The following is a 20,857-nucleotide window of genomic DNA, read 5'->3' on the forward strand; positions in this document are numbered from 1 at the left end:
GCGAAAGCTTCCCCGCTTTTCAAAGGGCACGGCCGCGTGCCCTTTGGAAAGCGACGCCCTGTCGAAAACCGAACAACAAGCCCATCAACCATGCTTCCTCGCCCGCTGCGCAAGCTGCTGATCTCCTGCATGTTGCTGCTCTTCTGGGCAGCAGCACAGGCAGCGCCGACCCCGGCGGGGACGGTGATCAGCAACACGGCGACGGCGACTTTTGTGGACGCGGCGACGGGTCTGACGGTTCACCTCAACTCCAACACCGTGAACACCACGGTGGCGACGCTTGAGGCGCTCACGCTGGCATCCAGCCAGAACCTGTTGATCGGCGTAGGTTCGTCATTCACGATCAACCATAACCTTGCCAACACCGGCAACAGCACGACGAACTACCTGATCACGGCCAGCGTTTCCGGCGGCAGCGCCTTCACACCGCTCAATGTCCAGGTGGTGCTGGACGTCAATGGCAACGGTCTGGTGGATGCGGGTGAACCCGTGGTTCCTGCCGGAAGTCCCGTGATGGTTGCCGTTGGCGCCAATGCCGGATTGCTGATCACGGGTCAGATCCCGCCGGGCGCGACGCCTGGCCAGACGGCCCAGATTACCCTGAGTGCGTTGAGCCAGGTCCAGGGGGCCAGCGCGACCAACACCGATACGATCAATCTCACCAATGGTGCGGCAATCCAGGTCAGCTATTCAGCCTCGTCGGCCACCGCTACTCAGGGTGGTGCTCTCAGCTTTACCGCAAGGGCCATCAACAACGGAAACATGGCGGCCAGCCCGGCGAATGTGCTTGTCAATGGCGCACCGGTGGCGCTTTTCATCCTGCGCGCCCCGGTGCCGGTCAACACGGCCTTTGTCTCGGCCCTGCCGTCTACCAGTCCCGGTGCCCAGACGCTGTATCACCTGCTGGGCGGAGCGACCAACAGCTATGTCACGGCAATACCCGGTGGTGCCACGGTGGACGCCGTTGCCTGGGGCATTGCCGCGTTGCCTCAGGGCGGATTGTTCCAGGGAACATTTAATGTCAGCGTGAACGCCAACGCGTCTGGCAATGTGTCGGGCACGGCCTATGCGGACTGGACTGATGCCGCTGCACCGTTGACCACCACCAGCAATATGGTGGTGCTGCCGTTGCCGGCATACGCGGCAGACATCCTTTTCTACAGCAACGCTTCTTATGCCAACCGGACTGCCCTCGGTACGCCGGGCCATCCACTGTTTGTGCAGGCCAATGCCGCTGTGTGCAACGCTGACTCCACGACAGTGGGTACGGTGCCGATCACGCTGGTGAGCCGGCTTACGGGAGATTCAGAGACCTTTACGGCTGTGGAAACCGGCCCCAACACCGGCATCTTCCGCATCATGCCGAACGTTCCCACAGCCAATGCGGCGACGCACATCGTGGCTTCCGGCGACGGCATACTGGAAGTGCTGCGAAACGACACGGTGACGGCCACGATTTCCTCCTGCGGCGGCATCACCGTCTCGGCGACGACCACGCTGCTGGTGGATCCTTCCGGCATCGTGTTCAACTCATCCACCAACCAGCCTGTTGCCGGCGCCACGGTAGCGCTGATCGACGTCACCGGTGCCGGCAATGGCGGGGTTCCCGGTGGGCCAGCCGTCGTGTTCCAGATAGATGGGGTAACGCCGGCTCCCAGCGTTGTCGTGACAGCTGCCGACGGGTTTTATGAATTTCCGCTGGTGGCCAACAGCACATACCGGCTGGTAATCACCCAACCGGCGGGCTTCACCTTTCCATCGCTGCTTCCTGCCGGGGTACAGCCTGCGGGTCGGCTGATCGATACACCGGGCTCTTACGGAGGCAATTTCGTCGTGGCGGGTGCGCCTGTGCATTTCGACGTACCCCTGGATCCTGGTGCGAATGCGGGTGGCCTGTTTATCCAGAAAACAGCCAACAAGAAGACAGCAGAAATCGGGGACTTTGTCGACTATTCGATCAAGCTCAATAACGTCAGTGCGGGGGCGCTCCCCGGTGTTGTGGTCAGCGACAGCCTGCCAGCCGGCTTTGCCTATGTGCGCGGCACGGCACGGCTCAACGGCGTGCCCCTTGCAGACCCTTCAGGCGGTGCGGGTCCCAGCCTTCAGTTTGCGGTGGGTGCCATTGCCTCCGGCTCACAGCCGACGCTGACCTACCGTGTGCGCGTCGGCGTGGGCAGCCAGGGCGGCGACGGTATCAATACGGCGCAGGCCGCCAGCGGAGTGGTGCGGTCCAACCGGTCCAGCGTTCGCGTCCAGGTCGTTGGTGGTGTGTTTTCCAACAAGGCCTATGTGATCGGCAAGGTGTTTGCCGATTGCAGCCGTAATGGTGTGCAGGACGCTGGCGAACCGGGTATTCCGGGCGTTCGGATTTATCTGGAAGACGGCACCTATGCGGTGACGGACGAGGAAGGCAAATACAGTTTCTACGGCCTCGAGCCACGCACCCATATCGCCAAGATCGACAGCATCACATTGCCTGCAGGTGCTTCGCTCCAGGTGCTCAACAACCGGAATGCCCTGGATGCAGCCAGCCGTTTTGTGGACTTGATCAATGGCGAACTCCACAAGGCCGACTTTGCCATCGCCGAATGCACGCCTGCCATTCAGGAGCAGATCGCGCTTCGCCGAAAGGCCTTGGGCAATCCGTCGGAGATCGCCCAGGCTGCAGGCCAGTTGCTGCAGTCCAGCCGTGCAGCCTCGGTGGACAGCCGGACGCTTCCCTCCAGTGGCGTGCTCGGTCTGCCCGGAGCACAGAAAAACAATACTCCCGCAGGTTCGGTGGCACCGCTGCCGGGCACCCTGGGCGCAGTGGGCGATCCGGGCGGACCATACGCGCCTAACGCCCAGGGGTTGCCCAAACCTATTTACACGCCTTTGGAGGTCGCGTCGGAGTCTGTGCCACCTTCCGCGGTTTCCGCTGCCGAATCACTACAGGCAGTCGTTCCACTGGAAGATCTCCTGCCGGAGCTCAATGGTGAAACGGGTTTTGTCGGGCTGGTCAACGAGCAGGTGTTGCCTTCAGCCCAGACCCGCGTCCGGGTGAAAGGCCCGCTAGGCGCCACGTTGGAAGTCACCCTCAATGGGCAACTGGTACCCGCCACGCAGGTAGGCAAGAAGAGCAGTCTTGAGAAGAACCGCGTCGTCGCCTGGGAATACATCGGTGTTGACCTCCGCCCCGGCCGCAACACGCTGGGCGTGCGCGCTGTTGACGGTTTTGGCAATGCGCGTGGAACCGCACAAGTCACGGTTCTGGCTCCGGGAACTTTGGCAAGAATCGAAATCGATGCGCCGAAACAGCTGATTGCTGACGGCGCGACTGCCGTTCCCGTCACCATCTCCCTGCGCGATGCGCAAGGGCTGCCGGTGGTTGTGCGTACCCAGGTGACGCTGCAGGCAAGCCTTGGCCAGTGGCAGACTCCCGACCTGGATGCACGCCAGCCCGGCACGCAGGTCTTTGTTGAAGGTGGTGAGGGCCGCTTTTTGCTGTTGCCACCAGCCCAGCCCGGAAAGGCGGAGCTTGGTATTGCCAGTGGCACCGTCAAGTCTGTGGCGGCCATCGAGTTCATGCCCAACCTGCGGCCCATGATTGCGGCCGGTATTGTGGAGGGCACCCTCAACCTGCGCAGCCTCAATCCTTCCGCATTGCAACCTGCGCAGAGCGGCGATGTTTTTGAACGGCAGATCCGGAGCACGTCGCGCAGCTTTGCGGGCGGCAAGGGCGAAGCGGCTGCGCGGACTGCGCTGTTCCTCAAAGGCAAGGTGCTCGGTTCTTCACTGCTGACGCTGGCCTACGATTCCGACAAGCCTTCCAATACGGCGCTGTTCCGCGATATCCAGCCCAACCAGTTTTACCCGGTGTATGGCGATTCGTCGGCGCGTGGCTTTGACGCCCAGTCCACCGGCAAGCTCTACGTGATGCTGCAAAACGGCACCAACTACGCACTGCTGGGCGACTATTCAACCCAGAGCGACAACGCCGCACGTCAGCTCACGCAATACGCGCGCGCCCTGAACGGTGTCAAGGGCCGTTACCAGGAAGGCGCAGTGACCGTGGAAGGCTTTGCAAGCCGCACGGCGACGACGCAGCTGGTGCAGGAATTCCGCGCCAATGGCACTTCCGGGCCGTTCCGGCTCAACATCAACGGTGTGGTCAATAGCCAGCAGGTCGACATCCTCACGCGCAGCCGCAGCCAGGCGTCGGTCATCGTCAATGACACACCGCTGGCGCAGTTCACCGACTACGAAATCGAACCTTTCAGCGGTCAGCTCCTGCTCAAGACCCCGGTTCCGAGCGTGGACGCCGACCTGAATCCGATCTTCGTGCGGGTTAGCTATTCGGTGGACTCGGGCGGCCCCAAACATACGGTCGCCGGCGCCGATGCGCGCCTGGAAGTCCTTCCGGGTATATCGCTCGGCGCGACGGCGGTGCAGGACACCGACCCCGCCAATCGACAGAACCTCAGCGGACTGAACGTAACGGCGAAGCTGGGCGAAAAGACCGTGGCCACCGGCGAAATCGCCCGCAGCAGTACAGACCTGCAGGGCAACGGCTCAGGCCAGCGCGTGGAAGTCCGCCATGACGACCAGGCGCTGCAGGCGCGTGTCTGGGGTGCGCGCACCAGTGCGGGTTTTTACAACCCCAACAGCGTGCAGTCGGCCGGCCAGTCTGAATACGGCGCAAAAATCGGTTATGCAGTGGATGACAAGAACAGGCTTGTCGCTGAAGCGCTGCGCACTGCCAACAGCGTGACAGGCGCGGCACAAACCGGCGCGGACCTGAAGCTCGAACACAGCCTGCCCGGAAATGTGAAGGTGGAAGTTGGCGTGCGCTATAGCAGCGCCAACACCGCCGCTGCGCTTTCCGGTCCGGCCTTGCCTGGCAGTAGCGTTCCGGTGACGCCTTCCGCCACGGCGCTGGCTTCAGGCTCGTCCGAGGAGGTGGGTTACACCACGGCGCGGGTCAAGGTGACGGTGCCGGTTCCGGATGTGCCCCAAGCCGACGTCTACGGCCTGGCCGAATACGCGATCGACGGCAGCGGCGGCCGGGAGGTCGGCGTCGGCGGAAACTATGCCATTAATTCCACAACGCGCCTGTATGCGCGCCACGACTTCATCAATAGCCTCAAGAGCATTTACACGCTCAATGCGTCGACTTCGCAATACACCACCGTTGCCGGCCTCAACACAGAACTGCCGGACAGCACGCAGCTGTTCAATGAATACCGCATGGGTGACAGCATCAACGGCCGCAGCAGTGAAGCAGCCGTTGGCCTGCGCAGGCTCTGGCGCCTGGACAACGGCGTCGGCCTGACAGCCAGCTTGCAACGCATCAAGCCGTTGTCGGGTGTGACCATTGACGATTCCAGCGCCGTCACCATCGGAGCCGACTACACGGCCGCGGCCACCTGGAAAGCGTCCGGCCAGGTGCAGTGGCAGACATCGACCACTTCGAGCAGCTGGCTGCTGACGGGCGCGCTGGCCAACAAGCTGGACGAAAGCTGGACCCTGCTCAATCGCGGCCTCTACAGCGAGCAGACCAACCTCGGCGCCACGGGCGGTAAGCGTGAATTGATTACAGCCCAGTCCGGCGTGGCCTATCGCCCGGTGAGCACTGACGTGTGGAATGCGCTGGGTCGTATCGAATACAAAAAGGACTCGGACAGCACCCTGGGCCCGGGTGTCAGCCGCGATGAGTCCGGGCTGATTCTTTCCACCCACCTCAATATCCAGCCCAGCCGCAGCTGGGTGACGAGCGCACGCTATGCCGCCAAATGGGGCCGCGACAAGTCCAACGGCATTAGCAGCCGCTCCTTTACACAGTTGATCGGCGGCCGCTCCACCTGGGACCTTACCGAGCGCTGGGACGTCAGCCTGCAGGCCTACCGCATGTGGGGTAACGGCGCTGCGGAGACCGCGGTGGGCGTGGAAGTCGGCTACCTGGCCTGGAAAAACATGTGGGTGTCACTGGGCTACAACATCAAGGGTTTCAGGGCCGCTGACCTGGCGGGCGAAGCCTACACCCAGCGCGGTGTCTACCTGCGTGTACGCTTCAAGTTTGACGAGAATGTGTTCGAACCGGCTGGCACGGCCACTGCCTCACCTTCCAACACGGCGGGTCCCAAATCATGATGTTCTTTCAGCGTCCAGGCGTTTCCTCTTTTGCCCATGACTTGCGTCCGCAGTCGTGCACGGCGGGCCGCATGGCATGGGCCGCCGTCATCATGCTGGTGGCTGCGCCGTGGGCAATGGCGCAGACGACCTTTAACTACACAGGCGCGTTGCAAACCTATACCGTGCCGGCGGGTGCTGGCGGCGTGATCATCCAGGCCAACGGCGCTGGCGGCGGCAGCGGCGGCAATGACTTGAACGGCGACGGCGGCGCCGGCGCCGCGGGTGCACGGGCCACCGGCACTTACTACATCGCTCCCGGCACCGTGCTCAATGTGGCCGTCGGACAGGGTGGCCGGCCCGGCAACACATCGCAAGGTGCTTTTACCTGCGCCAACGCGGCGGGCGCGGGCGGCCTTGCGGGCGGTGCTCCGGGCTGGGCCGGCGGCTCCGGTGGCCAGGCCGGCTGCAGCGGCTGGTCCGGCGGCGGTGCCGGCGGCGGTGCCGCCAGCGTGGTGGCCACGGCCGCCAATGCCAGGCTGATCATCGCCGGCGGCGGTGGCGGCGGGCAGGGCGGCGCGCTCGACGTGCCGGGCCGCGCCGGCCTGCCGGCAGCGATAACGATCGGCACCTTGCAAGGCGGGGCCGGCACCGCCGGCACGACGCGTGTCGGCGACGGTTCTGGCGGCGGCGGTGGTGGCGGCGGTTGTGCGGCCGGTGTGGGTGGCGCGGAACTGGTGGACAGCAGCGGTGCCAACGCCACCCGCCAGGCCACGGGAGGCGGCTCCTGCCGCGACACGGTGCTGATTTCAGCCTTCACCGCGAGCGCCTCGGCGGGCGGCGCGGGCGGCGCTTCCGTCACCGGCACAGCGCCGGGTACCGGCAATCCCGGTGGCGACGGCTCCGTGACCATCACGCCCATCTACCCCACGCTGACCGTCACCAAGTCGCAGCCCAGCCCTGCGTTGCAGGTGGGCATCAACAGTGTCTACACCCTCACTGTGGCGACCACCACCACGACACCGGCCTTTGTCGCGCGGGTGGTGGACCAGCTCCCTGTCAACATGACCTACGTCAGCAGCAGCGGCACCGGCTGGACCTGCTCGACCGCGGCCAATGCCGGCGGCACGCTGGTGACCTGCAATTTCGTTGGCACCATCACAGCCAGCGGCGGCACCTCGACGCTGCAGATCACGGCAAGACCGACGAGCAACATCACGGTCACCAACTACACCGCCGTAGACCCGGCCGGCGGCACCAGCCCACCGACCCCGACCACTTGCACGGCTGCCAACACGCCGAGTGCCGGCTGTGCTGCGCCCGTGGTCAGCGCAGTGGCCCTGGGTTTCGGCGGCAACGTTTACAGCGACCCCAACCACAACAGCAATCTGGACGCAGGCGAGGCCGGCATAGGCGGAGCCAGCGCACTGTGGGTCAAGCTTGCGCCACGCACGGGCGGCACCTGCACGGGGCCGGCCACCGTGGCTGCCTCGGTCAACCTGACCACCGGCGCTTACAGCTTCACCAACATACAGCAGGGCAACTATTGCCTGATCGTGGATGGCAATAACACCCTGAGCGACATCGCGGCTGCGTATCCGGCCGGCTTGATCGGTACGCAGAACCCCACCGGCGTGATTCAGTTCAGCATCGTGGGCGCGCCGCCCCCACCGCAGAATTTCGGCCTGTACAACGGCAGCACGCTGAGCGGCAACGTGTTCGCCGACAACGGCGCGGGCGGCGGCACCGCCAACAACGGCGTGAAGGCCGGGACGGAGCCCGGCCTGGCCGGCATTACCGTCAATGCCATGCAGGGTGCGACGACGGTGGACACCGAACCCACGGCCAGCGATGGCAGCTTCATTCTGTGGATTCCAGGTGCCACCAGCGGTACCGTGGTCCTCACGCCCGTGCTGCCGTCCGGCTATACCGCCACCGGCGGCTCGGCGGGCACCACGGGCGGCACTTACACCCGCCCCAGCGTGAGCTACACCGCCGGCTCCGGCCTGACCCGGACCGGCATCAGTTTCGGCATGGTGGCACCCAACACCTTGGGTCCCAACGGCGCACAAACCGCCCAGCCCGGCACGGTCGTGTTTTACGCCCACACCTACACCGCCGGCACCGGCGGGCAAGTCACCTTCTCGATGGCCAACACCGCCACGCCGGCCAGCCCTGCGTGGAGCCAGGTGCTGTATCAGGACAGCAATTGCAACGCGGCGCTGGAGGCCAGCGAGGCGCAGGTCACCACAGTTCTCACCGTCACCGCCGGGCAGACCGTCTGCCTCATCGTCAAGCAGTTCGTACCCGCAGGCGCCGGGCAGGGGGCGCAGAACAGCGTAACCCTGAGCGCCGCTTTCAGCTACACCAATGCCAGCCCGGCGCTCAGCGTCAGCACCCTGCTTGTCACCGATATCACCACCGTCGGCCAGGCTGGCGACCTGTCGCTGGCCAAGCTGGTGAGCAACGTCACCCAGGCCATTGCAGCGGCCACCAGCGTGAACGCCAGCCCTGGCGACACCCTTCAGTACACGCTGACGGCCACCAACAACGGCACGCAGGCGCTGTCCACGCTGTTTGTGAGCGACTCGACACCGGCGTTCACCGGCTTCGTCTCAACCGCCTGCCCGGGCGTGCTGCCGACGGGTATTACGGGCTGCGTTGTGACCACGCAACCGGCCGTGAACGCGCAGGGCGCGCTGAAGTGGACTTTTACCGGTTCGCTGGCCTCCGGGGCCCAGATCGTTGTCACTTATCGCGTCAAGGTCGACCAGTAAGCTTGTTGATGAGGAAGAAGGCTGCTGCCCTGGGACAATTGGTTGATGGTCTTCTCGTTCCGGCCAATAAGGACGGGCGCAAGCAGCTATCAAATTAATAGCTGCTTGCGCCCGTCCTTATTGGCCCCGGAGCCGGATTCTTCATCAATATTCCCGCTGATCGGACACGCTTGTCAGGCGGCTTTGGGCTGTGACCGGGCATTCCGGTCAGGCACTCTTGCCGCGCATGATGGCAGCCGATACATCCGCGGTTGTTTCGGCATAGCGCTTGAACTCCATGGTGTAGGTCGCACGGCCCTGCGTGAGCGAGCGCAAGGTGGTGGAATAGCCGAACATCTCCGACAGTGGCACTTCCGCGCGTACCAGCTTGCCGCCGCCGCCCGCGATGTCTTCCATGCCCTGCACCATGCCGCGGCGTGATGAGAGGTCGCCCATCACGTTGCCCATGAAGTCCTCGGGCATTTCGACCTCGACCGCCATCACGGGCTCCAGCAGCACCGGCTTGGCGCGGCGCATGGCTTCCTTGAAAGCCAGGGAGCCGGCCATGCGGAAAGCGTTTTCGTTGGAGTCGACGTCATGGTAGGAGCCGAACACCAGCGTGGCTTTCACATCGACCACCGGGTAGCCCGCCAGCACGCCGGCCTTGAGCGTTTCGACAATGCCTTTGTTCACGGCCGGAATGTATTCGCGCGGGATCACGCCGCCCTTGATGGCGTCGACGAACTCATAGCCCTTGCCAGAAGGCTGCGGCTCCAGGTTGATCACTGCGTGGCCGTACTGCCCGCGCCCGCCCGACTGCTTGATGAACTTGCCTTCGACATCGTTCACCGCCTGCCGGATCGTTTCACGGTAGGCCACCTGCGGCTTGCCCACATTGGCCTCGACGCTGAACTCGCGCTTCATGCGGTCGACCAGAATTTCCAGGTGCAACTCGCCCATGCCCGAGATGATGGTTTGGCCCGACTCCTCGTCGGTGTGCACGCGAAATGACGGGTCCTCCTGCGCCAGGCGGTGCAACGCGATTCCCATCTTTTCCTGGTCGGCCTGGGTCTTCGGCTCCACGGCTTGTGAGATGACGGGTTCAGGGAACACCATCTTCTCCAGAATGATGACGTGGGCCGGGTCGCATAGCGTGTCGCCGGTGGTCGCCTCTTTCAGGCCCACGGCGGCGGCGATGTCGCCGGCGTACACCTCCTTGACCTCGTTGCGTTCATTGGCGTGCATTTGCAGGATGCGGCCCAGGCGCTCGCGCTTGCCCTTGACGGGGTTGTAGACCGTGTCGCCGGCCTTGACCACGCCCGAGTAAACGCGAAAGAAAATCAGTTGACCGACATAGGGGTCAGTCATGATCTTGAAGGCCAGCGCGGAGAAGGGCTCGTCGTCTTTCGGATGGCGCTCGGCCTCACCGTCGTCTTCGGTATGGCCCAGTATGGCAGGCACGTCTACAGGCGAAGGCAGGTAGTCGATCACCGCGTCCAGCATCGCCTGCACGCCCTTGTTCTTGAAGGCGCTGCCGCACAGCATGGGCACGATCTCGTTGGCGACCGTGCGCTGGCGCAGGCCCTGCTTGATTTCGTCCTCGCTCAGGGCTTCGCCCGCCAAGTACTTGTTGAGCAACTCGTCGTTGGCTTCGGCGGCCGCTTCAATCATCTTCGTGCGCCATTCATTGGCGGTGTCCACCAGGTCTGCAGGGATATCACCGTATTCAAAATGCAAGCCCTGGCTGGTGTCGTCCCAGATGATGGCCTTCATCTTGACGAGGTCGACCACGCCCTGGAAGTGGTCCTCGGCGCCGACCGGAATCTGCACCGGGACAGCCACGCCCTTCAGGCGCTCGCTGATCTGGCGCTGCACGCGGAAAAAGTCCGCGCCCACGCGGTCCATCTTGTTGACGAATGCCAGGCGCGGTACCTTGTATTTGTTGGCCTGGCGCCAGACGGTTTCTGACTGCGGCTGCACGCCGCCCACGGCGTCATATACCATCACCGCGCCGTCGAGCACACGCATGGAGCGCTCCACCTCGATGGTGAAGTCCACGTGGCCGGGAGTGTCGATGATGTTGATGCGGTGCTCGGGGTAGTTGCCGCCCATGCCTTTCCAGAAGGCAGTGGTCGCTGCCGAGGTGATGGTGATGCCGCGCTCCTGCTCCTGCTCCATCCAGTCCATGGTGGCCGTACCTTCATGGACTTCGCCGATCTTGTAGTTCACACCGGTGTAAAACAGGATGCGCTCGGTCGTGGTGGTTTTGCCGGCATCAATGTGCGCACTGATGCCGATGTTGCGATAACGCTCGATAGGGGTGTGGCGGGGCATGACGAACTCCTTTTTGTGCCGGCCAGCGCGTGTTGGAGTTGTGGCGTGGCCGGGCTCGCCAGTTTGCGCCAAAGCGCCGGTTTTTGCTCGGTTTTCCCCGAGCACCCACGTCAGGTGTGGGCCCTGCCGTCAGCCCGCATGCAGCATTTGCGCCATAAAGGCAGGCAAAGGCCTGCCGTCGGACAGCAGGTATTTCGCCATGGGGATCACCGTGCTCTGTACCGAAGGCCGCGCACTCATCCTGTCGCGCCATGCCAGCAGCAGCGGCGTAGCCGGTGTGAGGGGCGCGCCCTGGCGTTCGCCAAACACCATCGCCATATACAGCGCGATGTCGGCGAACGAGAAGGTTTCCATCATGAACTCCCGGCCAGCGAGGAGCTTCTCAAGCCATGTGTAGAAGTCCTGCGCGCCGGCAATCGCAGTGACGGCTTGCGGGTCGTTCAGGTCGTGCTGCAAGCCCATGAGCCGGATGATATGGGGAAAGTAAACCTCGTCCGACATATGTTCCATCTGCCGGGCTCGCGCACGGGCGGCAATGCTGACGGGCCACAGCGCAGGCTCGGGCTGCAGGTCTTCCAGGTACTCCAGGATCTGCGTCGAGTCGAACAGCTCCAGGTCGCCATGGATCAGTACAGGTACCTGCTTTTTGGGATTGATGCGCACTACCTCCGGGTGCTTGGGCGAGTAGCCCTCGGTCTGCGTGAAGGGCACCATGACGATATCCAGCGGTATGCCTTTTTCAAACGCGGCGATCTGCACCTTGGCGCCGAACATGCTGAGGCGGGCTGAATAGAGACGAATCGCGGGCGTTTTTTCTGTAGGAGTGTGTGGCATGGGTGGGTGAGTTTCGTGGTGATGGGCGTTTGTTCAATGACTATCACGTGGAGGGCGGCGGCTCTCGGTCAAACAGGCCGGGTGCGCCGCCGATCTCGGCGCCTTCAATCAGTAGCATGCGCAGCTTGGTCGAGACACCACCAGGTGCGGAAAAGCCGCCCGACTGCGCGCCAGCCGCCAGAACGCGGTGACAGGGCACGATGATGGGAAACGGGTTGTGCCCCAGCGCCTGACCCACGGCACGCGCCGAGCCGGGTTCACCAAGCTCGGTGGCGATGTCGCCGTACGTGCGGGTCTTGCCTGGAAGAATCTCCTGCGCAATCGCGTACACCCGGCGGTTGAAAGAGGGGACGTGACGCAGATCCAGTGTGCAAAAGCGCAAGTCACGGGCCTCACCCGCCAGCAGGGCTGTCATGGCATCTATGGCCAATTGCATGCCGCGCGGCGGCGCGGCAGGAGCCAGCTGCGCAAACTCCCTGTGCAAACGGGACAGCATGCGACTCTCCGATGTTTCGGGCAGCCGCACGGCTGAAATCCCGTGTGCATTCCACACCAGCGCGCACTGCCCAACGGCAGTGCCAAAAAGTGCGAAGGCGTGAAGTTCACTGTCTGCGGCCATGGTGTCCGACATGCTACACGCGACCGGTATCTGGGGTTTGAGGCGTTTCGACATTGGAAGATCGGCGCTGCGACGGCGGCAAAAAAATCCGTCGCATGTACCGAAACGAAGTGAGCGAATCTCCAGCGCCAATTGGATGGAGTTTCCTCATGTGTTGCTGGCCAGACGTAGGCACGCGTAAGGTCTGTTGTTCTTGCCGCATCGTCAATGCAAACTGGTGAATGTAAGAATTAATTTCGTTACCTATCTTGCACACCACTGAAGCTTTTAATTTTCTGCAGACGTACCATGCGTTCTTTTTGAAGGAACTCACAATGGCAACACCGTTCTTTGGCAAGCGAGAAAACGAGACACCAACGGGCTTGCGTCATGGCCCGGGAAATGGTTATGGGACCACGGGCACGTCCAGTGCTTCCGGCGCGCTGCAGTCGGGTGCATCGTCCTCAAATGTGAACCAGCAAAACACCGCCAAGGCGGTCAATGAAGCGCCTGCGAGCACGGGAAAAGAAGGCGGCAGCAAGTTGACGGTCGGCCCCAACATCAAACTCAAAGGCGTGGAGATCACGGACTGCGATACGCTGGTGGTCGAAGGCCTGGTGGAGGCCACCATGGATTCGCGTGTGATCCAGATTGCCGAGCAGGGGGCGTTCAAGGGCTCCGCAGAAATCGACGTGGCGGAAATCCGTGGGGAATTCAACGGCAACCTTACAGTGCGGCAGAAACTGGTGATTTACTCGACCGGGAAAGTCACGGGCATCATCCGCTACGGCAAGCTGGTGATTGAAGAAGGCGGCCAGCTCTCAGGCGAAATCCTGTTCGGTGCGCTGGCTGCGGCCAAGCCGGCGAGCGTGGTCAAACCAGGTTTGCAGGCGGTGTAGGAGACTTAAAGCAACAACAGGGCGCGTTTCTAACGCGCCATCGAAACCTCCATATCACCTCCCTGTTGCTCGCGGCAGGAAGGTGATGCGGAGTTTTTGTATTTGCGGTTCGGGCTACAGCCACCGGAACGCCAGCGGTATCAGTGCGGACGCCAGAACCACCTGCAGGCCCAGCGCCAACCCGGCGTAAGCGCCTGCGTCGGCGTTGACCTGCAAGGCCCGCGCGGCGCCCAGCCCGTGAGATGCCGTGCCCAGCGCAAAACCACGCGCGGCCCAGCCCGCTGCGTCTACGGGAATTCGCAGGGCGTCAAACAGGTATTTGCCGCAGAGCGCACCCACGAGGCCAGTGACCACGGCAAACACAGCCGCCAGGGCGGGGATCCCGCCGATCTTTTCCGCAATACCCATGGCGACCGGTGCGGTGACAGATTTGGGCGCGAGCGACAAGGTAACTTCGGCGGGCAAGCCTGCGGCCCACCCCAGCAACAATGCCGATCCGCTGGCCGCAGCACCACCGGCCAGGGCGGCAAGCAGCAGCCGGCCCCAGCGCCTGCGCAGTTCTTCGCGCCGCAACCACAGGGGCCATGCCAGTGCCACCACCGCAGGGCCGAGCAGAAAATGGATGAACTGGGCGCCCGCAAAATAGGTGGGGTAAGGCACGCCGGTGGCCAGCAGGGTGCCGGCCAGGCAGATGACCGTCCACAACACGGGATTGGCCCAGGGCGCTTGTCCGAGACGAGCGTAAACGGCTTGCGCGAGCACATACACCACGAGCGTCGCGGTCAAGCCAAACAGGGGTGTGGCCGACAGGTAGACCCACAACTCCACAAATTTAGGCATGTGGAGGCTCCTGGGGAGGTGTGTCGCTGCGGTCCCGCAGCAGGTGCAGCATTAGCACGGTCACGAGCAAACCCGCCAAAGTGGACGCCACCACGACCAGCAGCATGCGTGCGCCGTACTGGCTGACCAGTGAAAGATGGGTCATCACCCCAACGCCGACAGGTACAAAGAGTAACGAAAGGTGCGAGAGCAGGAAGTCTGCGCACACTGCCACAGGGCCGCGCACCGTGTCTGACTGGAGGCCGAGCAGAAGCAAAACCATGCCAATCACGGGGCCCGGAAACGGCAGGGAAAAACCGCGAGAAAGAAGTTCCCCCGCGGACTGAAAGACGAGTAACCAGGCTAAACCCCGCAACGCTGTCATGGCATGGTTTCCACGGCAGGTGAGTGCACTCCCGATGCGAGGGCATCGCCCGGAATTGCCGGAATGGTCATGGCAATATTTATTCTGGAAAGTTTAAGGACTGGCAAAAAGATCCCCTTGCGGCCACTCCCGTACCGCATTGGCTGCGCCCCACAGTGCCTGGTCGATATCTTTGAAGAAGGCGCGGCGCCCGGATGGGTCCGGCCTGGAATTGAAGGCCACCACCCATGCATAGCCTTGCCGGGTCCGAAGTGCCAGGGTCTGCAGGCCCGGCTGGCTGCCTGTGTGCCACCAGTTATCGCCCTTGTCACTCCTGACGACGTGGATGCCTGCCGCATAAAAGCTGCGCGGATTGCCATCTTTTTCCAGCGTCGGCTCGCTGCGCATGGTTTGCAACGATTCCTCATTCAGAAGGCGTTTTCCCCGTGCGCCGTCGATCGCCAGGAAAAACTTCAGCACATCTGTTGGCGTCGCGATCCAGGCGCCAAGCGCGTCCATGTTTTCGACGGAGTAGGAGCCGTAAGGACTGGGTACATTCGCGTTCGTGACACCCGGTGCGCCCCGCTGCAGCGGCTCTCCGGGATACGCGTAGTACTTCGTCTCGCCCTGCCGGCTCCCGGTGCTGCTTGCGACCTGAAAGCCTTTGCCGGTGGACGGCATCAGAAACTCCCGGCTGCTGAAGGCGCGGTAGGATTCGCCGGTGACGATTTCCACAACCCTTCCGAGCATGCAGTAACCGGTATTGGAATAGGCGAAGCGCTCGCCGGGCGTGAAGTCCAGCTTGTCCTGCAGGGAATCCCGGATGATCGCATCGCAGGTGACGGGCGCAACGCCTTGCCGGCGGGCTACGTCCCTGAGCCGGGGCTGAAAAAACGGATCACCCGAGCGCTCGCGATCGAACCCGCCTGAATGCTGAAGCAGGTGCCGGATGAGGATGTCCTTGGCGCGCGGGTCAGCGGGGGAGCCGGACGCTATCCCGGCTCTCTCGAAAAGGGGTAGCACCGGGTCGTCCAGTTTCAGCTTTCCATCCTCTGCCAGCTTGAGCACCATGACCGCCGTCAAGGTCTTGTTGATGCTTCCCATGCGGAACAGGGTTTGCGGCGTCATGGCGTCCGGCTTGTCCCTGTCGGCATAACCGTAACCTTTGGCAAGGAGCAGCTTGCCGTCCTTTGCCACGGCCAGGCTGGCGCCCGGGACATCGTGTTTTTTCATGACCTCCAGCATGGCCCTGTCGAAGGGTTCGAGGTGGGGCAGTGACTGCCCTGCCTCGAGGCACCAGCCCCACTGCGGGACGAACGCCAGCAAGGCGACCGACAGGCCGCGAGAGAGTTGGCAGCGTATGGTGGGAAAACCGCTGGACGGTACTGCATGCATTTTTTTTGCTTGGGTTGTCCGCGCAATCTACGAGGTTGCCAGGCGACTGCGTCGTTCGCCTAAAAGCGCGGTAAGTCGGGGTGCTTGATCTGCCCGCCGCGTACCAGCATTTTTCCGTATTCGGCGCAACGGTTCAGCGTCGGGATCACCTTGCCTGGGTTGAGCAGGCTTTTGCTGTCGAACGCGCGTTTGACACCGAACATCTGCTCGTTTTCTTCAGCGGAGAACTGCACGCACATGGAGTTGAGCTTTTCCACGCCCACGCCGTGTTCGCCCGTCACGGTGCCGCCCATCGCGACACTGGTTTCCAGAATGTCTGCGCCGAAGAGTTCGCAGCGGTGCAACTGGTCGGGGTCGTTGGCATCGAACAGGATCAAGGGGTGCAGGTTCCCGTCGCCCGCGTGGAACACATTGGCGCAGCGCAACTGGTATTTCTTTTCCATCTCTGCGATAGCCAGCAGGATGTCGGCCAGGCGCTTGCGCGGGATGGTGGAGTCCATGCACATGTAGTCGGGGCTGATGCGTCCCGATGCGGGGAAGGCGTTTTTGCGGCCGCTCCAGAAGCGCAGACGTTCAGCTTCGTTCTGGCTCACGGCAATGGCGGTGGCGCCACAGCGGCGCAGCACATCGGTCATGCGGCCGATTTCTTCTTCAACTTCTTCCGGCGTGCCATCGCTTTCGCACAGCAAAATGGCTTCGGCGCTGAGGTCGTAGCCGGCGTGCACAAAGTCTTCCACTGCGGCCGTCATCGGCTTGTCCATCATCTCAAGGCCGGCGGGAATGATGCCCGCGGCAATCACGGCGGCTACGGCATCGCCGGCTTTGCGCAGTTCGTCAAAGCTGGCCATGATGCAACGCGCCAGTTGGGGCCTGGGTATCAGTTTCACCGTCACTTCAGTGGTCACGGCCAGCATGCCTTCGCTTCCGATGATGATGCTCAGCAGGTCATAGCCTGCTCCATCGAGTGCATCACTGCCGAATTCAACTTCCTCTCCTTCAATGGTGAAGCCTCTGACCTTGAGCACGTTGTGTACCGTCAGCCCGTACTTGAGGCAATGCACGCCACCCGAGTTCTCGGCCACGTTGCCGCCTATGGTGCAGGCTATTTGGCTGGAAGGGTCGGGCGCGTAATAAAGGCCCAGCGGCGCGGCCGCTTCGGAAATGGCGAGGTTGCGCACGCCGCCCTGCACCACGGCCGTGCGGCTGATGGCGTCGAGTTTGAGAATCTTGTTGAACTTGGCCAGCGATAGCGTGACGCCCAGCTTGTGCGGCATGGCGCCGCCGGAAAGCCCGGTGCCGGCGCCGCGCGCGACCACAGGCACTTCCAGCGCATGGCAGCTCTTGAGCACGGCCTGCACCTGGTCATAGGTCTCGGGCAAAGCCACAACCAGCGGCCGCTGGCGGTAGGCGGTCAGGCCGTCGCACTCGTAAGGTGTGGTGTCTTCGTTGTTCCACAGCAGGGCATGAGCCGGCAACACCGCCCGCAGCGCTCGCACGACCTGCGACTGCCGTTCCGAGCGTTCAAGCTGGCTTTGCTGTTTGAGCGAGGCGGGGGCGTTCATGGTCTGTCTGGCTCCGGGGTTGAAACCAGACTGTAGGGCAAGCGGCGGCGGCCGGGTTGAAGAAATTTAATGCCGGGTGTGAAATGCCGGCCGCCAGAATCCGCTCAAAACGGGAAGAGCTTCAAGACTTCGTTCCCGGAGCCTTGCCGGCGCCGGGCGTGTCGTAAAACTTGACCTTGCCGGTCTTCACGTCGTACATGGCCCCCACGATCAGGATTTCTCCCTTTTGCTCCATCTCGCGCAGGATGGGGCTCTTCTCGCGAATCGTTTCCACTGTGAGATGCACATTGCTCTCCGCCACCATCTCGACAAAGGCATAGTTCTTGGACGTGCGGTCCTTGATGTCGGCGGAGACCAGGTTCGCGGCCGGCTTGATTTTGCCGATGAGTCCCGTCAGGTTGCCCAATTGGGCGTCGTCGCAAGCACCCTTGATGGCGCCGCAGCTGGTGTGACCCATCACCACCAGCAGTTTGGCACCCATGACTTTGTGCGCGAATTCCAGGCTGCCCAGGATGTCTTCGTTGACGATGTTGCCTGCCACGCGTGCGTTGAAAAGGTCACCTATGCCCTGGTCAAACACAATCTCGGCCGGTGCGCGCGAATCAATGCACGACACCACGCTGGCCAGCGGAAATTGGCCGTCCGCCGTGGCCTTCATTTCCTTGAGGTAGTTCTGGTGGCGCGGCTTGCCGGAAACGAAACGCGAATTACCGGCCTTGAAGCGCGACAGGATTTGCGTGGGCGTCACGGCTTCCTGGCATGCCTTGGCGTCCTGGATGGTACAGAAGGTGCCGGGTTTGACAGCCTTGGCTGCGGCGGCCTTGCCTTCGGCGTGAACCGCAGGCGAAAGTGCGAGCATGGAGAGCAGGATGCCGGCCACGCCGGCGGCCAATTGATTTTTCCTCATAAGAATTTCCCTCGTTGAACAGGTTGGTTTTTTTGACTATGTGCAGTCGGCCGGACCCTCACCCGGTATCACTGCCAGCCCATCATAGGCATGAGCCGGTACGGACGCAAAACCACCTATCGGACGGCGTCAGGAGCGTTAATGCTGTTGCAAGTCAAAAGGCCTTGAGCAAGGCACAAAACGCTGGCGGGTACGTCCCCGTCAAGGCTTTGAAATGCCGAGTGGCGGCCTTCTCGCTAACGGCCCTGGGGTTCTAACCCAGGCTTTTGCGCAGCCAGTCGGCAAAAGCCGCGCATTCCCAGCGGTCCATGGTGCCGGTGCGCCAGCACAGGTAATGTGCGTGCGGGCTGGGAATATTACCGGCGAACACGGCGTTGCTGCCCAGGCGCACCAGCGAGCCGTTTTCCAGCCAGGGCGCGCCCAGTTTGAGACGTATCAACGCGATGCCCATGCCGGCCGCGGCGGCATCGCACATCAGACCGATGTCGTTGAACTGGGAGCCGTCGGCGGGTTCGGGCCAATCAAGTTTGTGGGCGGCAAACCAGGTGCGCCAGGGTTCCAGCGGCGAGCGCAACAGGCTTTCGCCTTCGAGATCTTCAGCCGCCTCAAAGGGGCCGTGTTCGCGCACAAAAGCCGGTGAGGCGAGTGGCGCGACCTCGTCCTTGCTGAGGCAGACGTGCTCCAGGTCCGCATAGCGGCCGGTGCCGAAGCGCACGATGAGGTCGGCATCCTCGGCCACCACGTCCAGCAGCGGGATGGACACCTGCAGCGTCAGGTCGATTTCAGGATAGGCATCGGTGAACTGGCGCAGGCGCGGAATCAGGATGGAACGTGCGAACGTGGGCGTGACCGCCAGCCGTAACTTGCGCTTGCCGGCGGTAGTACTTTGCCCGGCCGCACCGGGAAATTTCTGCAGTGTGGCCAGGCCTTCGCGCACGTGCGCCAGGTATTCGCTGCCTTCGGTGGTCAATGAAAAATCGGCACGGCCAAACAGCTTGGTGCCTATGATCTGCTCCAGCTGCTTGACGCGGTGGCTGACCGCGCTGGGCGTGACGCAAAGCTCCTCGGCCGCCTGCGTCACGCTGCGCAACCGCGCCAGCGCTTCAAAGGTCAGCAGGCACTGAATGGGCGGGATTCGGGCAGGAGTAGCCATGTCTACTGGTGAACGCTACACGTCGTTTGCGACGCTTCTTTGCAAGCAGGGGCCGCGGGACCGGCTTTGCCGGACCGCAGGCGTAGCGGCCCCCTCGGGGGGCAGGAAGCTACACGCAGTGAGCGACCGTGGGGGCTCATGGTTATTTAAAGATGACAGTCTTGTGGCCGTTCAAAAGCACACGATGTTCACTGTGCCACTTGACGGCGCGTGCAAGTACCCGGCTTTCGGTGTCCTTGCCGCGGGCGGTCAGGTGTTCGACGGTGTCCTTGTGATCAACCCGGGTCACATCCTGTTCGATGATCGGGCCTTCATCAAGGTCTGCCGTGACGTAATGCGCCGTCGCGCCTATCACCTTCACACCGCGTTCATGTGCCTGGTAATACGGTCTGGCGCCCTTGAAGCTCGGAAGCATGCTGTGGTGGATATTGATGGCACGCCCCGAGAGTGATCCGCACATCTCGTTGCTGAGTACCTGCATGTAGCGTGCCAGCACGACCAGCTCGGCACCTTCTGCCTCGATGATCTCAAGCTGCTTCGCCTCGGCCTGCGCCTTGGTGGCCGCCGTCACCGGGATGTGATGGAAAGGAACGTTGTAGCTTGCAGCCAGCTGGTAAAAATCTCGGTGATTGCTGATGATGGCGCGCACATCCAGCGGCACCATGCCGGACTTCCAGCGAAACAGCAGGTCGTTGAGGCAATGGCCGTCGCGGCTGACCATGATCACGGTACGCATGGCTGCTTCTGTCGAGTGAAGCTTCCACTTCATGCTGAAAGGTGAGGCGAATGCTTCGAGTTGCGTCTTCAGTTCTTCCTGGGTCAGCTGGTCGCAGGCAAACTGAACCCGCATGAAGAAAAGGCCGGTGTCATGGTCGTTGTATTGCGCGGCTTCTTCAATATTGCCGCCGTTCTGCAACAGGAAACCAGAGACAGCGTGAACAATGCCCATACGGTCCGGGCAGGACAGGGTAAGGATATAAGCGTGATTCATAGGGGGTGAATTGTCGCAGGTGAAGGCTGTGTCTGCCCGGCCGGCGGGCAATTGAAGGTGCAGGGCGGCGGCAAGAGTGCCAGAATGCAAGATCAAGCGCTGCTATCCCAGCTTCACACCTTTCGACGCAGGAAACC

At 62.6% G+C, this 20,857-nt stretch carries 13 protein-coding genes; 3 read left to right on the plus strand and 10 right to left on the minus strand.

Annotation, left to right across the window (positions count from 1 at the left end; genetic code table 11):
* Positions 1-90 precede the first annotated feature (90 nt).
* On the plus strand, positions 91-6,129 hold the full coding sequence (locus AC1DYQ_RS12655; protein ID WP_477687079.1) for an SdrD B-like domain-containing protein: 6,039 nt from the start codon (positions 91-93) through the stop codon (positions 6,127-6,129).
* Positions 6,130-6,200: 71 nt separating this feature from the next.
* Positions 6,201-8,885, plus strand: coding sequence for a hypothetical protein (locus AC1DYQ_RS12660; protein ID WP_477687080.1), 2,685 nt, complete (start codon positions 6,201-6,203; stop codon positions 8,883-8,885).
* A 207-nt stretch (positions 8,886-9,092) separates the two neighbouring features.
* On the opposite strand, the gene fusA is transcribed toward AC1DYQ_RS12660, so the two are convergent.
* From fusA to AC1DYQ_RS12675, 3 genes are all read right to left on the minus strand, one after another.
* Positions 9,093-11,198, minus strand: coding sequence for an elongation factor G (gene fusA / locus AC1DYQ_RS12665; protein ID WP_477687081.1), 2,106 nt, complete (start codon positions 11,196-11,198; stop codon positions 9,093-9,095).
* A gap of 129 nt (positions 11,199-11,327) precedes the next feature.
* Positions 11,328-12,032: a glutathione S-transferase family protein gene (locus AC1DYQ_RS12670; RefSeq protein ID WP_477687082.1), complete on the minus strand. Its 705-nt coding sequence runs from the start codon at positions 12,030-12,032 to the stop codon at positions 11,328-11,330.
* Positions 12,033-12,075: 43 nt separating this feature from the next.
* Positions 12,076-12,528 (minus strand): methylated-DNA--[protein]-cysteine S-methyltransferase, encoded by a 453-nt coding sequence (locus tag AC1DYQ_RS12675; RefSeq protein WP_477687083.1) that lies wholly within the window; start codon positions 12,526-12,528, stop codon positions 12,076-12,078.
* A 437-nt stretch (positions 12,529-12,965) separates the two neighbouring features.
* Here AC1DYQ_RS12675 and AC1DYQ_RS12680 point away from each other — a divergent pair, with 437 nt between their 5' ends.
* Positions 12,966-13,529 carry a bactofilin family protein gene (locus tag AC1DYQ_RS12680; protein WP_477687084.1) on the plus strand — a complete coding sequence of 188 codons (564 nt, stop codon included), beginning with the start codon at positions 12,966-12,968 and terminating at the stop codon, positions 13,527-13,529.
* Positions 13,530-13,643: 114 nt separating this feature from the next.
* Here AC1DYQ_RS12680 and AC1DYQ_RS12685 read toward each other — a convergent pair whose 3' ends face one another.
* The 7 genes from AC1DYQ_RS12685 to purU all read right to left on the minus strand — a co-directional run bounded on the left by AC1DYQ_RS12685 (position 13,644) and on the right by purU (position 20,720).
* Positions 13,644-14,369 carry an LrgB family protein gene (locus AC1DYQ_RS12685; RefSeq protein ID WP_477687085.1) on the minus strand — a complete coding sequence of 242 codons (726 nt, stop codon included), beginning with the start codon at positions 14,367-14,369 and terminating at the stop codon, positions 13,644-13,646.
* Positions 14,362-14,733, minus strand: a complete 372-nt coding sequence (locus tag AC1DYQ_RS12690; RefSeq protein WP_477687086.1) for a CidA/LrgA family protein — start codon at positions 14,731-14,733, stop codon at positions 14,362-14,364. The genes AC1DYQ_RS12685 and AC1DYQ_RS12690 overlap by 8 nt, the downstream gene beginning before the upstream one ends.
* Before the next feature lie 93 nt (positions 14,734-14,826).
* Positions 14,827-16,107 carry a serine hydrolase domain-containing protein gene (locus tag AC1DYQ_RS12695; RefSeq protein WP_477687087.1) on the minus strand — a complete coding sequence of 427 codons (1,281 nt, stop codon included), beginning with the start codon at positions 16,105-16,107 and terminating at the stop codon, positions 14,827-14,829.
* Positions 16,108-16,166: 59 nt separating this feature from the next.
* Complete coding sequence (locus AC1DYQ_RS12700) at positions 16,167-17,669, minus strand: FAD-linked oxidase C-terminal domain-containing protein (protein WP_477687088.1); 1,503 nt, start codon at positions 17,667-17,669, stop codon at positions 16,167-16,169.
* A gap of 121 nt (positions 17,670-17,790) precedes the next feature.
* Positions 17,791-18,576 (minus strand): carbonic anhydrase family protein, encoded by a 786-nt coding sequence (locus AC1DYQ_RS12705; protein WP_477687089.1) that lies wholly within the window; start codon positions 18,574-18,576, stop codon positions 17,791-17,793.
* 253 nt (positions 18,577-18,829) lie between these two features.
* Complete coding sequence (locus AC1DYQ_RS12710; RefSeq protein ID WP_477687090.1) at positions 18,830-19,729, minus strand: LysR substrate-binding domain-containing protein; 900 nt, start codon at positions 19,727-19,729, stop codon at positions 18,830-18,832.
* Between the two features lie 142 nt (positions 19,730-19,871).
* The gene (purU, locus tag AC1DYQ_RS12715; protein WP_477646659.1) at positions 19,872-20,720 is read right to left on the minus strand and encodes a formyltetrahydrofolate deformylase; all 849 of its coding nucleotides are present in this window, start codon (positions 20,718-20,720) and stop codon (positions 19,872-19,874) included.
* Positions 20,721-20,857 lie beyond the last annotated feature (137 nt).

It is taken from the genome of Polaromonas sp. P1_F4, from assembly GCF_056405675.1.